We start from the raw sequence: 14,826 nt of genomic DNA, 5'->3' as shown, positions 1-14,826 counted from the left end.
GTCAGCCGCCGGCGGCGGGGCGGCTAGTCGACTTGGTAGCGCGGAAAGACGCCGGTGGGCGCCGGCAGTGCGGTGCCGGGGGCCAGCCGGGTACCGATGGCGTCGAAGGTGCGCCGCTCGGACGGTTGGCCGAGCAGATCGAGGAGCTTGCCCCCCGAGCCGGGCATCACCGGCTGGATCAACAGCGCCGCGATGCGAACCGCTTCGCACGTGGTGTAAAGCACTGTCGCGAATCGCTTCTGGTCCGCTTCCGACTCGCTCTTGCGCAGCACCCACGGCTGCTGAGCCGAGAAATATCTGTTGGCCGCGCCCAGCATCAGCCAGATCGCCTCCAGCGCCAGATGCATTGCCTGGCTGTCGAATTCGGCGCGAACCCGTTCGAGCAGGCCGTCGGCGATGTCGAGCAGTTCAGTGTCGTCGGCAGTGAATTCGCCGGGGACCGGCACCATTCCGTCGAGGTTCTTGGCCACCATGGACAGCGAACGTTGGGCCAGGTTGCCCAGCTCGTTGGCCAGATCGGTGTTGATCCGGGTGATGATCGCGTCTTCGCTGTAGCTGCCATCCTGGCCGAACGGGACCTCCCGCAACAGGAAGTAGCGGAGCTGGTCCACGCCGAAGGTATCGATCAGGGCAACGGGGTCAACGATATTGCCCACCGACTTGCTCATCTTCTCGCCACGGTTGAGCAGGAACCCGTGCGCGAAAACCCTTCGCGGCAAATCGATCCCGGCCGACATCAGAAACGCGGGCCAGTAGACGGTGTGGAACCGGATGATGTCCTTGCCGATCATGTGCAGATCGGCGGGCCAGTAGCGCCGAAACAAATCCGACTCGGTGTCGGGGTAGCCCACCCCGGTCAGGTAATTGGTCAGCGCGTCGACCCAGACATACATGACGTGGTCGGGATGATCGGGGACCTTCACGCCCCAGTCGAATGAGGTGCGCGAGATCGACAGGTCGCGCAGGCCGCCGGAGACGAAGCTGACCACTTCGTTGCGCCGTACCTCGGGCGCGATGAAATCCGGGTTGGCGTCATAGTGGGCCAACAGTTTGTCGCCATACGCCGACAACCGGAAGAAGTAGGTCTGCTCCTCGGTCCAGGTCACCGGCGTGCCGGTCTCGACGGCGACACGGGTCCCATCGACCAGGGCGGTCTCGGATTCGACGAAGAAACGCTCGTCGCGCACCGAGTACCAGCCGGAGTAGCTGTCCAAATAGATGTCGCCCGCCGCCTCCATCCGGCGCCAGATCGCCTTGGACGCTTCGTGATGGTCGGGGTCGGTGGTCCGGATGAACCGGTCGAAGGAGATGTTCAGCTTCTCCTGAAGCCGTTGGAACGCGTCGGAGTTGCGCCGCGCGAGCTCGGCGGTCGGTATGCCCTCGGCGGCCGCCGTCTCGACCATTTTGAGGCCGTGCTCGTCGGTGCCGGTCAGGAAACGTACATCGAAGCCGTCGAGTCGCTTGAACCGGGCGATGGCGTCGGTGGCGATGTACTCGTAGGCATGCCCGACGTGCGGATCGCCGTTGGGGTAGGTGATCGCGGTCGTGACGTAGAAGGGCTTCATCGAGAGTCCACCTTATTGTGTGCGCGTGAGCTCCAACCGACGAGAACGAGAAGCCCCGCCCGCGCCGGAGCCGCTGGCGCCCCTGGTCGACGCCCACACCCACCTCGACGCCTGCGGTGCGCAGGACGCGGCGGACGTGCGCGCCATCGTGGACCGCGCCGCGGCGGTCGGGGTGGGGGCGGTGGTCACCATCGCCGACGACCTGGACTCGGCGCGGTGGGTGACGCGGGCCGCCGAATGGGATCCGCGGGTGTATGCCGCGGTGGCGCTGCACCCGACCCGCGCCGACGCGCTGGACGAGGGCGCACGCGCCGAGATCGAGCGACTGGTGGCGCATCCCAGGGTGGTAGCCGTCGGCGAGACCGGCCTGGACCTGTTTTGGCCCGGGCGGCTGGACGGTTGCGCGGCCCCGGAGACGCAGCGGGAAGCCTTCGCATGGCATATCGACCTGGCCAAGCGCTGCGGGAAACCCCTGATGATCCACAACCGGGACGCCGACGCCGAGGTGCTGGACGTGCTGGCGGCCGAGGGCGCCCCCGACGCCGTGATCTTCCACTGCTTCTCGTCGGATGCCGCGATGGCCCGCCGCTGCGTGGACGCCGGATGGTTGCTCAGCCTGTCCGGGACGGCGAGCTTCCGCAACGCCCGCGACCTGCGGGAAGCCGTTCCGTTGATACCGCTGGAGCAGCTGCTGGTGGAAACCGATGCGCCGTACTTGACGCCGCACCCCTACCGCGGGGCGCCGAACGAGCCGTATTGCCTTCCTTATACTGTGCGAGCGGTCGCAGAACTGGTCGGTCGTCCAGCCGAAGAGCTGGCACAGGCCACCACGAACAACGCTCGGCGGGTCTACGGACTGGCTCACGGTTAACACGCCGAACTTGGCGATTCCGTAAACAAACTCGCGCCGGAGTTGCTCAACATTGGCCGGTTCGTTACCGTCTTGTGATCGAAAGGGTGGGGCCTACGGGCCCTTATTTGTCGCTTGGTGCTGATTAGGTCGTTGGAGTTGCTTGCTGTGGTCGGGATAGACGCGCGTTGACTGTATTAACAAAACTTCATCAGACCCCATCTCCGATGTTGCGGCTCGTTGTCGGAGGACTGCTGGTAGTTCTGGCATTCGCCGGTGGGTACGCGGTCTCCGCGGCTAAGACCGTGACGCTGACCGTCGACGGGATCGCGATGCGGGTCACGACAATGAAGTCGCGGGTGATCGACATCGTCCAGGAGAACGGCTTCGCCGTCGACGAGCGCGACGACCTGTACCCCGCCGGAGACGTCAAGGTGCACGACGCCGCCAACATCGTGCTCCGGCGCAGCCGGCCGCTGCAGATCTCGCTGGACGGCCACGACACCAAGCAGGTGTGGACGACGGCGTCGACCGTCGACGAGGCGCTGGCCCAACTCGCCATGACCGACACCGCCCCCGCCGCGGCCTCCCGTGGCAGCCGGGTCCCGCTCGCCGGGATGGCGCTGCCCGTCGTCAGTGCGAAGACGGTCCGCATCAACGACGGCGGCGCGACCCGCACGGTCCACCTGCCGGCGCCGAACGTCGGGGGGCTGCTCAGCGCCGCCGGCGCGCCGCTGCTCGAGGGGGATCAGGCGGTGCCCAACGCGGCGTCGCCCATCGTCGACGGCATGGAAATCCAGGTGACCCGTAATCGGATCCAACGGGTAACCGAGCGGATGCCGTTGCCGCCGAATGCCCGTCGGGTCGAGGACCCGGACATGAACATGAGCCGCCAGGTGGTCGAAGACCCGGGCGCCCCGGGCACCCAGGACGTCACGTTCGCGGTGGCCACGGTCAACGGGGTCGAGACCGGCCGGTTGCCGATCGCCAACACGGTGATCACCCCGGCCCGTGACGCCGTGGTGCGGGTGGGCACCCGGCCCGGCACCGATGTGCCAGCGGTCACCAACGGCTCCATCTGGGACGCGATCGCGGGCTGCGAGGCCGGCGGGAACTGGGCGATCAACACCGGCAACGGCTACTACGGCGGTGTCCAGTTCGACCAGGGCACCTGGGAGCGCAACGGTGGGCTGCGGTTCGCGTCGCGCGCCGACTTGGCCACCCGCGAAGAACAGATCGCCATTGCCGAGGTGACCCGAGCACGCCAGGGTTGGGGCGCGTGGCCGGTGTGCAGCGGAAGAGCTGGTGCCAACTGACCATCCGGCTGCTCGGTCGCACCGAGATCAGGCGGCTTGCCAAAGAACTTGACCTTCGGCCACGGAAATCCCTCGGGCAAAACTTCGTTCACGACGCCAACACGGTCCGCCGGATCGTCTCGACTTCCGGGATAGGCCGTTCCGACCACGTCCTCGAGGTGGGCCCCGGACTGGGCTCACTCACGCTGGCCCTGCTCGACCGCGGCGCCATCGTCACCGCCGTCGAGATCGACCCGGTGCTGGCCGATCGGCTGCCGCAAACCGTCGCCGAGCATTCGCGCAGCGAAATCGACCGGCTCACCGTGCTCAACCGCGACGTCCTGACCCTCCGGAAAGACGAGTTGGCCGCCCAGCCCAACGCCCTCGTCGCCAACCTGCCTTACAACGTCGCGGTGCCCGCGATCTTGCATCTGCTCGCGGAATTCCCGTCCATTCAGACCCTGACCGTCATGGTGCAGGCGGAGGTGGCCGAACGGCTGGCCGCCGAACCGGGCGGCAAGGAATACGGCGTGCCAAGCGTCAAGGTCCGCTTCTTCGGCGCGGTTCGGCGGTGCGGCATGGTGTCGCCGACGGTCTTCTGGCCGATTCCGCGCGTCTATTCCGGGCTGGTTCGCATCGACCGCCACGCCACCCCGAGGTGGCCCACCGACGAAGCCTTCCGGCGTCAGGTATTCCAGCTGGTGGACATCGCGTTCGCGCAGCGGCGCAAGACGACTCGCAACGCGTTCGCGGAGTGGGCCGGCTCGGGCAACGAGTCGGCGAACCGGCTGTTGGCCGCCAGCATCGACCCGGCCCGTCGCGGCGAGACCCTGTCCATCGAGGACTTCGTGCGGCTGTTGCGGCGATCGGCCGACCCGGCCGACACCGCCACCGCCGGGCCGCCCGCGGCCGAACAGCAGCCTTCCCGGAGCTGACTGTGGTTTCTTCGGGGCGCCGCTGCGTGTAGTTGACCGGCGGCAGCGATAGTCTGCTGCGGTGTCCGCATCTGACGGCAATACCGCCGCCCAGTGGGTGCCCACCGGGTCGGTCACCGTTCGGGTGCCCGGAAAGGTCAACCTCTATCTGGCGGTCGGCGACCGTCGCGAAGATGGCTATCACGAGCTCACCACCGTTTTCCAGGCCATCTCCCTGCTCGACGAGGTGACGGTCCGCAACGCCGACGTGCTGTCGCTCGAGCTCGTCGGCGAGGGCGCCGACACACTGCCCACCGACGAACGCAACCTCGCCTGGCAGGCCGCCGAACTGATGGCCGAACACGTTGGCCGGGCGCCCGACGTCTCGATCATGATCGACAAATCCATCCCGGTGGCCGGCGGGATGGCCGGTGGCAGCGCCGATGCCGCCGCGGTGCTGGTCGCGATGAACTCGTTGTGGGAGCTCAACGTGCCCCGGCGCGACCTGCGCATGCTCGCCGCACGGCTGGGCAGCGACGTGCCCTTCGCGCTGCATGGCGGCACCGCGCTGGGCACCGGCCGCGGCGAGGAGTTGGCGACCGTGTTGTCGCGCAACACCTTCCACTGGGTGTTGGCCTTCGCCGACGGCGAGCTGCTGACCCCGGCGGTGTTCGTCGAGCTGGACCGGCTCCGGGAAGCGGGGGACCCGCCGCGGCTTGCCGGCCCGGGCCCGGTGCTGGCTGCCTTGGCCGCGGGCGACCCGGAACAGCTGGCGTCACTGCTGGGCAACGAGATGCAGGCGGCCGCAGTGAGCCTGAATCCGAAGCTCCGCCGGACCCTGCGCGCCGGAGTCGAGGCCGGTGCGCTGGCGGGCATCGTGTCCGGCTCGGGCCCGACATGCGCCTTCCTGTGCCGGTCGGCCGCCTCGGCGGTCGACGTGGGCGCCCAGGTGTCCGGGGCGGGCGTCTGTCGCACGGTACGGGTCGCCAGTGGGCCGGTCGTGGGTGCGCGTGTGGTGCCGACGCCCACCGAAGTGTGAAAAGCAACCCAAAACTTGCATTCGTTTGGGCTGTTCCCTAAGAGGAGTTTAAGATATGCGCGGTGACGAGTCGCGCTGAGCAAGACCACTCATTATCGTCGTCCGCCGGGGTCTCCGGCGGGCGACTGATGCTTCGGGCCCACCGGCGGTTTTCGGGCCCGCTTCGCGCTCATCGGCCGGCCGAACGGCAGGTGGCCGACTCATCGCCGATTCGAGACCTAACCGCTGCCCGACTGTGTTTGCGCGCCTGTTCCGAAGCGTTACCCAGTGGGCGGAATATGAAATCCCGGGCGTTGGGCCAAGCGCCGGAACCGAGGAGGTTTGCGTGAGCAGGTTTACCGAGAAGATGTACCGCAATGCCCGCAACGCGACGACGGGCATGGTCACCGGTGAACCGCACGAACCGGTCCGGCACACCTGGGGCGAGGTCCACGAACGCGCCAGTCGCATCGCGGGCGGCCTGGCCGCCGCCGGCATCGGGCTGGGCGACGCGGTCGGTGTCCTTGCCGGCTTCCCGGTGGAGATCGCCCCGACGGCGCAGGGCCTCTGGATGCGTGGGGCCAGCCTGACGATGCTGCACCAGCCCACGCCGCGGACCGACCTCGGCGTGTGGGCCGAAGACACCATGAACGTCATCGGCATGATCGAGGCCAAGGCCGTCATCGTCTCCGAGCCGTTCCTGGTGGCCATCCCCGTGCTGGAGGAGAAGGGGATCAAGGTACTCACCGTCGCCGACCTGCTGGCGTCGGAGCCGATCGACCCCGTCGAGGTCGGCGAGGACGACCTCGCGCTCATGCAGCTGACGAGCGGCTCCACCGGATCCCCCAAAGCCGTCCAGATCACCCACCGCAACATCTACTCCAACGCCGAGGCGATGTTCATCGGCGCCGAGTACGACGTCGACAGGGACGTCATGGTCAGCTGGCTGCCCTGCTTCCACGACATGGGCATGGTCGGCTTCCTGACCATCCCGATGTACTTCGGCGCGGAGCTGGTCAAGGTCACGCCGATGGACTTCCTGCGCGACACGCTGCTGTGGGCCAAGCTGATCGACAAGTACAAGGGCACCATGACCGCGGCGCCCAACTTCGCCTACGCGTTGTTGGCCAAGCGGTTACGTCGCAACGCCAAGCCCGGCGATTTCGACCTGTCCACCCTGCGTTTCGCGCTGTCGGGTGCCGAGCCCGTCGAACCCGCCGACGTGGAGGACCTGCTCGACGCCGGCAAGCCGTTCGGCCTGCAGCCGTCGGCGATCTTGCCGGCCTACGGCATGGCCGAGACGACGCTGGCCGTGTCGTTCTCGGAGTGCAACGCCGGTCTGGTCGTGGACGAGGTCGACGCCGACCTGCTGGCCGCACTGCGCCGCGCCGTGCCCGCCACCAAGGGCAACACCCGCAGGCTCGCGACGCTGGGCCCGCTCCTGCGGGACCTCGAGGCGCGCATCATCGACGAGAACGGCGACGTGATGCCGCCGCGCGGCGTCGGCGTCATCGAGCTGCGCGGGGAGTCGCTGACGCCCGGCTACCTGACCATGGGCGGTTTCATCCCGGCGCAGGACGAGAACGGCTGGTATGACACCGGAGACCTCGGCTACATGACCGAGGACGGCCACGTCGTGGTGTGCGGCCGCGTCAAGGACGTCATCATCATGGCGGGCCGCAACATCTACCCCACCGACATCGAGCGGGCCGCCTGCCGCGTCGAGGGGGTGCGGCCCGGCTGCGCCGTCGCGGTGCGCCTGGACGCCGGCCACTCACGCGAGACCTTCGCCGTCGCCGTCGAGTCCAACACCTGGCAGGACCCCGCCGAGGTGCGCCGCATCGAGCACCAGGTCGCCCGCGAGGTGGTGGCCGAGGTCGACATGCGCCCGCGCAACGTCGTGGTGCTCGGGCCGGGCACCATCCCGAAGACACCGTCGGGCAAGCTGCGCCGGTCGCACTCCGCCACCTTGGTCACCTAGGCCGCGCCGTTTACCAGGCGTGGACCCGGTTCTGCGCCGGCTCGAGGCCCAGCTCGACAAGCAACTCGGTGGCGTCCGCGGCCTGCTCGCAAATGGTGGGGACCTCGCCGCGCTCGGCGGCGGTGAAGTTCTCCAACACGAACGCCGCCGGATCTTTGCGTCCCGGCGGTCGGCCGATCCCGATGCGGACCCGCTGAAACTCCTTGGTGCCCAGCGCGGACGCCACCGAGCGCAGCCCGTTGTGGCCGCCCTCGCCGCCGCCGATCTTGAGTCGGATGCGGCCGAAGTCGAGGTCGAGGTCGTCGTGGACGACGACGAGGTCGGCCGGCGTCACCGAGTAGAACTTCGCCAACGGCCCGACCTGGCGGCCGGACTCGTTCATGTAGCAGCGCGGCTTGGCCACCAGCACCGAGCGTCCGGCCAGCCGGCCGCTGACTACTTCGGCGCCGGAACGCTTGTGCACCTTGAACTTTGAGCCGAGCCGGTCGGCGAGCAGGTCGGCGACCATGAACCCGAGGTTGTGCCGGGTGCGGGCGTAGTTTTCTCCGGGATTGCCCAGGCCGACCACCAGCAAGGGCTCGGCCACGTTGCGGTCCGCCTACTCGGACTCGTCCGCGGGGGCCTCGGCCTCGGCGGCTTCCTCTTCCGCGGGGGCCGCTTCGGCCTCGGCGACCTCGCCCGCGCCCTCTTCCTCGAGGTCCTCGGCGGTCGGCGCGGTAACGACGTTCACCACCAGCATCTCCGGGTCGGAGATCAGGTTGACGCCCTTCGGCAGGGTGATCTGCCCGGCGGTGATCTGGGTGCCGGGTTCGACGTCCTCGACGGACACCGTCAACTGCTCGGGAATCGACATGGCGTCGGCCTCGATCTCGATGGTGTTGGTGTCCTGGGTGACCAGGGTGCCGGGGACGGCGTCGCCCTCGATGACCACCCGGACCTCGACGACGACCTTCTCGCCGCGGCGCACGACCAGCAGGTCGGCGTGCTGGATGCTCCGGCGGATCGGGTGGATGTCGAGCGCTTTGGTCAGCGCCAGCTGTTCCTTGCCGTCGATGTCCAGGGTCAGCACGGCGTTGGTGCCCGCGTGGCGCAGCACGGCCGCGAAGTCGTGTCCGGGCAGCTCCAGGTGCTGCGGGGCGGCGCCGTGGCCGTAGAGGACGGCGGGAATCTTGCCGTCGCGGCGGGCCCGGCGGGACGCGCCCTTGCCGGTCTCGGTTCGCACCGTGGCGGTGAGTTGGTTGCCTGCGGACTTGGCCATCGTGTCGCTCCTGTGTGCTCAATGCCTGAGTGTGGGGGCACGGCGAGGTTCGCGACAGTTCGTCGGTCTCCGTCGATAACGGTGCTGGCTGGCCAGCCACCCTCGCCGTGACGCCCGGTCAGGTTAGCGCATGCGCACCTCAGAGCGGAAATTTGGTCCCGGCGGTGTGTGTCACATCCGTCACTCCATTACCTGGCCCGGGCGATGCCCGAGTTGCCCGCCTCCGAGCGACAGCCTTCGTGACGCGGGGACTGTCGCTGTGAGGCGGGCAACTCGTCGGCCGTCCGACCTAAGGGACCAGTGTGGTTGGTGGGGCTCAGAGCGGAAATTTGGTGCCGGTGAGCTGCTCGGACAGCTCCCACAGCGCCACCGCCATCGCCGGGTCCTGCGCCCGACGGCTCCGCCGGACCGGTTGGCTGCGGCCGGTCTGGCCGAACCGCGGGCCGACGAATGTGTCGCCCGGCAGGTCCTGCGACGCCGCGTACAGCGTCTGCCGGGCGCCGAAGTCGGCATCGGTGGCCACCACGCGGGTGACGGCCGACATCAGCGCGTCGCCCAGCTTGCGGCCGGAGGCGCCCTGCAGGTTGGTGTGCGAGTAACCGGGGTGGGCCGCCAGCGCCCGCAGCGTGGCACCGGCCGCACCCAGGCGTCGCTGCAGCTCGCTGGTGAACAGCAGGTTCGCGAGCTTGGACTGGCTGTAGGCCAGCCAGGGCGAGTATCGCCGCCGCTCCCAGTTCAGGTCGTCGAGGCTGATCCGCCCCGCCCAGTGCGCCATCGACGACACCGTGACCACCCGGTCGGCGAGCTTGGGCAGCAGCAGGTTCGTCAGCGCGAAGTGACCGAGGTGATTGGTGCCGATCTGGCTCTCGAACCCGTCGACGGTCCGGGCGTACGGCGCGGCCATGATGCCCGCGTTGTTGATCAGCACGTCGACCTTGTCGACACCCGCGGCGAAATCCCGCACCGACGACAGATTCTGCAGGTCGAGTGGGCGCACCTCGACCGGGCCGGTGTGCGAACCCCGGATTTGCAGCGCGGCCTTCTCGCCCTTGCGAACGTCGCGGACCGCCATGACGAGCGTGGCGCCCCGTCGCGCCAGCTCGCGGGCCGTCACCGCGCCAAGCCCGCTGTTGGCTCCCGTGACGATCACGGTGCGCCCGGCGAACGACGGCAGGTCTGCGGCGGTCCAGTTGGTCATGGCTGACGAGCCTAATAGGACTCCCTCAGTGCCCGGTGTCGAACTCCAGCGGCACCGTGCTGGGCCCGGTGATGCCGGTGATGGCCCTCCACTGCGCGGGGGCGGCCGCGCGGGGATGGGGCATGCGCTGGGTGATGACGCGAAGCGCCTCCGTCAGTTCCAAGCGCGCCAGGTGAGCGCCGAGGCAGTAGTGCACGCCCCCGCCGAAGGTGAGCATGGGTGCGGCGCCCTCGCGGGTGATGTCGAGGTGGTCCGGGAGCTCGTAGACACTCCGGTCGCGGTTGGCCGCGGCGGTGTTGGCCAGCACGAGCGTGCCCGCGGGGATGCGAATCCCGGCCAGGTCGACGTCTTCGGCGGCCCGGCGGATGGTGCCGAAAATGATTGGCCAGTAACGCATCAGCTCGTGGACCGCGTTGGCCGCCAGCTCGGGATTCCGGGCGAGCAACGCCCATTGGTCGGGGTGCGCGCAGAGCGCCTGCACCGCCGCGGCGAGCTGGTTGCGCGTGGTGTCGGTGCCGGCTCCCAGCAGCGTGCCGCACAGCATGAGTAGCTCGTCGTGGGTGAGCCGATCGCCGTCGTCCTCGGCGCGAATGAGGTCGGAGACGAGGTCGTCGGTCAGTTTTGCGCGCCGGCGGGCGACCAGGTCTTCGAGGTAGGCGTCGAGCTGGTCCCAGGCGGCCAGGATCGCCGGGCCGTCCTCGGCGACGTTCCAGTCGAACAGTTTCTTGATGTCGTCGGTCCAGTCGGAGAACATCTGCCAGTCCTCGGGCGGCGCGCCGAGCAGGGCGCAGATGATCGGGGTGGGGTAGCGGCGGGAGATGTCGGAGACGACGTCGCAGTGCCCGACCTCCGTCAGCGGATCGACCAAGCCGTTGATCACCTCGACGATCAGCGAACGCAGCCGCTCGGCACCACGCGGCGCGAACGCCTTGGATACCAGCCGGCGGAGCCGGTGGTGCTGGGCACCGTCGAGTCCGAGGATGTTGGCGGTCGCCCTGTCCCACAACGGGCCGGAGGTGACGCCTTGCAGGTCGAGTCCAAGGCCGTGGGCGGTGACGAAGCGGGGGTCCCGCAGCACCTGGTGGACCAGTTCGTAGCTCAGCACCTCCGGCCCCCGCGGCCCCATGGCGATCGGGGACTGCTCGCGGGCGGCGGCAATGGCGCGGTGCGCCTCGTCGGGATCGGTGAGGTGGTCATAGCAAAAGAAGGGCACCCCGGCGTCGAACACGCTCGGGCACTCGCTGGTTTGGACGGTGGTCATCACGGTCTCCTCGGTCGGCGTTGAGTCGACTATCGGGGAGCGGGAGACGAAGACCATCCGCCGCAGCGCGTAAATGTGCGCGGTCGACCGCGTAGGTTCCGGCCGCGCGTTCAGGGAAGATCTACGCGCTGTGGCCGATGTTTGCGTGCTGCGCACACACGATGCTGGCTACCATGAGCCAACACGCGGAGATGCCGTCGCTGAACTGGAACGAGTTGGGCGTGAGCGAGTTGCTGCCTACTGGCACGGTGACGTTGCTGCTGGCCGATGTCGAGGGCTCGACGCGGCTGTGGGAGACCCAGGCCGAGCAGATGGCCGCGGCGCTGGCCCGGCTGAACAAGACGGTGAACGACGCCGTCGACGCGCATGGCGGGGTGCGTCCGCTCGAGCAGGGTGAGGGCGACAGCTTTGTGGCCGCGTTCGCCCGCGCGTCCGACGCGGTGGCGTGCGCGCTTGCCGTGCAGCGTGCCCCGCTGGCGCCCATTCGGCTGCGGATCGGGATACACACCGGCGAGATTCAGTTGCGCAACGGCGCCAACTACGCGGGCCCCACCATCAACCGCACGGCCCGGCTACGCGATCTCGCGCATGGTGGGCAAACGGTGCTGTCGGGCGCGACCGAGTCGATGGTGGTGGACCGGCTGCCCCACGACGTGTGGCTCGCCGACCTGGGCAGCTACCCGCTGCGGGATCTGCCACGCCCGGAACGCGTCGTGCAGCTGTGCCACCCCGACCTGGCCAATGAATTTCCGCCACTGCGCGTCCGTGGGGTCGTGGTGTCCCATAATCTTCCGGCGCAGCTGACGAGTTTCGTTGGGCGCCAAGCCGAAATCGCGCAGTTGCGGCAGGTCTTGACCGACAACCGCATGGTTACCCTGACCGGTGCCGGCGGTGTGGGTAAGACCCGGCTCGCCGTCGAGGTCACCTCCGGTTTGATCGACCACTTTCCCGACGGGCAGTGGTACGTCGACCTCGCACCAATCACCATTCCCGCCGTTGTTCCCGTGGCGGTCGCGCGCACGCTGGGCCTGCCCGACCAGCCGGGGCGTTCCACCACGGAGCTGCTGGTGCGGTTCTGCGCGCAGCGGAACATGTTAATTCTACTGGACAATTGCGAGCACTTGCTCGACGCCTCCGTGGCGCTGACGGATGAGCTGCTCAAGGCGTGCCCGCGATTGACCATCCTCGCCACCAGCCGCGAACCGCTCGGCGTCCCGGGCGAATTCGGTTGGCGCGTGCCGTCGTTGGGCCTGGCCGACGAGGCGGTCGAGTTGTTCGCTGACCGCGCTCGGCGCACGCGCCCCGACTTCTGTGTCGGGGAAGCAAATCGCGCGCCGGTTGAGGAGATCTGCCGGCGCCTGGACGGCATGCCGTTGGCGATCGAGCTCGCCGCGGCACGAGTTCGGGCGCTGTCGTTACAACAGATCCTCGACAGCCTGCACGATCGATTTCGGCTCCTCACCGGGGGCGCGCGCACTGCGGTGCGCCGCCAGCAGACGCTGCGTGCCTCGGTTGATTGGTCGCACGCGCTGCTCACCGAACCCGAACGAATCTTGTTCCGCCGCTTGGCCGCTCTCGCTGGAACTTTCGACCTCGAAGCGGCACAGGCAGTCGGCGCCAGCAGCGAGGTCGAAGGCTACCAGCTGCTCGACCAGCTGAGCCTGCTGGTCGACAAGTCCTTGGTGGCCGCCGATGAGACCGCCGCCGGGATGCGCTACCGGTTGCTGGAGACGGTGCGCCAATATGCGCAGGAAAAACTCGGTGAGTCCGGTGAGTCCGATGATGTGCGCACCCGCCACCGCGATTACTACACCGCGAAGGCCGCAGAACTGGAGTCAAAGGGCCATTCCCGCGATGAGCAGCTGTTGCATCGGGGAGAAACGGAAGTCGACAACCTGCGGGCCGCCTTCGGTTGGTGCCGCGAGAATTCGGACCTGGAGACCGGGCTGAGGCTTATCTCGCTACTCCGGCCGTTGTGGCTGCGAGGTGGCCGCACCCTCGAGGGCATCGCCGGACTGGACGCGATCCTCAATGAAGTGGGCCGTTCTGAGATTCCTCCGGCGGTGTGGGCGGGAGCAGTGGTCGAGCGGCAGGTCCTCGCGGCATGGATAGGAATCCCAACGGAGTTGGGCCCCGCCGAGGACGCCCTGGGGATAGCGAGACAGCTCGATGATCCGACGCTGCTCACTCGGGCGTTGATCGCATGTGGCATGAGCGCCGTTTTCAGTCCCGAGGTGGCGCAGCCCTACTTCGCGGAGGCGATCAGCCTCGCCCGCGCCGCCGGTGATCGCTGGAGCCTGTGCCAGATCTACAGTCACCAGGCAACAGTGGGCGCCTTTGCCGGGCAACCAATCGAGGCGCGTGCGGCCGCCGAGATGGGGCGTGGCCTGGCGGACACGCTGGGCGACCGGTTCTTCTCGCGGAATTGCCGAACCTGGCTCACCATCGCGCTGATGATGCAGGGACATCTCGCCGAAGCCGAGGAAGTTGGCAGATCCTTGGCGGAGGAGGCTGATGCGGCCGACGAGGTTGTCATGAAGATCTACGGGCACACCGTCCACAGCGTGGTGCTCGCGCGCCTTGGGCGGGCGGCTGACGCGCGGGCCGCGGCGGAATCGGCGCTGGTGGCCGCGGAGGCGGTGGGCGGGGCGGCCGAAGACACGGTGCACGCCATGCTCGCCGATGCCGCGCTGACCGCCGGCGACGGCGCCGCGGCGCTGCGATTCTGTGAGACGGCTTGGCAGCGCACCAGTCCGCCGCGTGAAGTGTTCACCAGAAGCGTCAACCCGATCGCCGAGGCCGCTCTGGCGTGCGGTGAGCTCGAGGTCGCTCGCCGCTGGGCGGACGAGAACGTCGCCATCGTTCCGGGATACCAGCAGATGGTCGCCCTGGTTGCGCGCGCCTATGTCGTGCTCGCACAAGGCGATTACGGCCAGGCCGAGCGCGACGCCCACGACGCCCTCGCGGTCGCCGCCCGGGTGCAGGGGTATCTGCGAGTGCCCGACGCCCTGGAATGCCTGGCACGCCTTGCGGCGGACGTGGGCAACAACGCGCACGCGGCACGCCTGCTCGGCGCGGCGAACGGCATGCGCCAGCGGACGGGGGAGGCGCGGCGCCCGACTTATGAGCCCGGCCATCAGGCCACGCTGGTGAAATCCCGAGAGGCGTTGCTGGACAACGACTTCGATGCAGCCTGGACGGAAGGCGCGGCGCTGTCCACCGAGGATGCCGTCGCCTACGCGCAGCGCGGCCGCGGCGAGCGTAAGCGCCCCGCCAGCGGCTGGGGATCGCTGACCCCCATGGAGCAGGACGTGGTGCGTCTGGCCCGGGAAGGTTTGGGCAACAAGGACATCGGCGCGCGGCTTTTCATCTCACCGCGCACGGTGCAGACCCACCTCACCCACGTTTACGCCAAGCTCGGCATCTCTTCGCGGGTGGAGCTCTTCAAGGACCAGCGCTCAACATGATTTCGCTGAGATTGCAGCC

The 14,826-nt window shown here is 68.5% G+C and carries 11 protein-coding genes; 6 read left to right on the top strand and 5 right to left on the bottom strand.

The features are described from left to right. Window positions 1-23: 23 nt before the first annotated feature. A complete protein-coding gene (metG, locus tag A5750_RS20550; protein WP_067265357.1) occupies window positions 24-1,565 on the bottom strand; it encodes a methionine--tRNA ligase in 1,542 nt (513 codons plus the stop codon). A 19-nt stretch (window positions 1,566-1,584) separates the two neighbouring features. Here metG and A5750_RS20545 point away from each other — a divergent pair, with 19 nt between their 5' ends. The 5 genes from A5750_RS20545 to A5750_RS20525 all read left to right on the top strand — a co-directional run bounded on the left by A5750_RS20545 (window position 1,585) and on the right by A5750_RS20525 (window position 7,623). Next, window positions 1,585-2,436, top strand: coding sequence for a TatD family hydrolase (locus A5750_RS20545; protein WP_066957357.1), 852 nt, complete (start codon window positions 1,585-1,587; stop codon window positions 2,434-2,436). A 167-nt stretch (window positions 2,437-2,603) separates the two neighbouring features. Next, on the top strand, window positions 2,604-3,731 hold the full coding sequence (locus A5750_RS20540; protein ID WP_197505484.1) for a resuscitation-promoting factor: 1,128 nt from the start codon (window positions 2,604-2,606) through the stop codon (window positions 3,729-3,731). After that, complete coding sequence (gene rsmA, locus A5750_RS20535; RefSeq protein ID WP_067265351.1) at window positions 3,695-4,645, top strand: 16S rRNA (adenine(1518)-N(6)/adenine(1519)-N(6))-dimethyltransferase RsmA; 951 nt, start codon at window positions 3,695-3,697, stop codon at window positions 4,643-4,645. Before A5750_RS20540 ends, rsmA begins: the two co-directional genes overlap by 37 nt. 61 nt (window positions 4,646-4,706) lie before the next feature. Continuing rightward, window positions 4,707-5,663, top strand: coding sequence for a 4-(cytidine 5'-diphospho)-2-C-methyl-D-erythritol kinase (locus A5750_RS20530; RefSeq protein ID WP_066957352.1), 957 nt, complete (start codon window positions 4,707-4,709; stop codon window positions 5,661-5,663). A 325-nt stretch (window positions 5,664-5,988) separates the two neighbouring features. Continuing rightward, window positions 5,989-7,623 (top strand): fatty acyl-AMP ligase, encoded by a 1,635-nt coding sequence (locus tag A5750_RS20525; RefSeq protein ID WP_067265540.1) that lies wholly within the window; start codon window positions 5,989-5,991, stop codon window positions 7,621-7,623. A gap of 10 nt (window positions 7,624-7,633) precedes the next feature. Here A5750_RS20525 and pth read toward each other — a convergent pair whose 3' ends face one another. From pth to A5750_RS20505, 4 genes are all read right to left on the bottom strand, one after another. Beyond that, window positions 7,634-8,209: an aminoacyl-tRNA hydrolase gene (pth, locus tag A5750_RS20520; RefSeq protein WP_066957350.1), complete on the bottom strand. Its 576-nt coding sequence runs from the start codon at window positions 8,207-8,209 to the stop codon at window positions 7,634-7,636. Window positions 8,210-8,221: 12 nt separating this feature from the next. After that, window positions 8,222-8,881 (bottom strand): 50S ribosomal protein L25/general stress protein Ctc, encoded by a 660-nt coding sequence (locus A5750_RS20515; protein WP_066957348.1) that lies wholly within the window; start codon window positions 8,879-8,881, stop codon window positions 8,222-8,224. 316 nt (window positions 8,882-9,197) lie between these two features. Further along, window positions 9,198-10,079: an oxidoreductase gene (locus A5750_RS20510; protein ID WP_067265347.1), complete on the bottom strand. Its 882-nt coding sequence runs from the start codon at window positions 10,077-10,079 to the stop codon at window positions 9,198-9,200. Window positions 10,080-10,104: 25 nt separating this feature from the next. Beyond that, window positions 10,105-11,340, bottom strand: coding sequence for a cytochrome P450 (locus A5750_RS20505; protein ID WP_067265536.1), 1,236 nt, complete (start codon window positions 11,338-11,340; stop codon window positions 10,105-10,107). 173 nt (window positions 11,341-11,513) lie between these two features. On the opposite strand from A5750_RS20505, the gene A5750_RS20500 reads away from it, so the two are divergent. Further along, on the top strand, window positions 11,514-14,807 hold the full coding sequence (locus A5750_RS20500) for a LuxR C-terminal-related transcriptional regulator (protein WP_156664379.1): 3,294 nt from the start codon (window positions 11,514-11,516) through the stop codon (window positions 14,805-14,807). The last annotated feature ends 19 nt before the right edge of the window (window positions 14,808-14,826 follow it).

The organism is Mycobacterium sp. 852002-51613_SCH5001154 (assembly GCF_001667425.1).
In the GTDB taxonomy this organism is placed as follows: Bacteria; Actinomycetota; Actinomycetes; order Mycobacteriales; family Mycobacteriaceae; genus Mycobacterium.
Note: the sequence above shows the minus strand (reverse complement) of the source record. Positions and strands in the feature narration are given on the sequence as shown.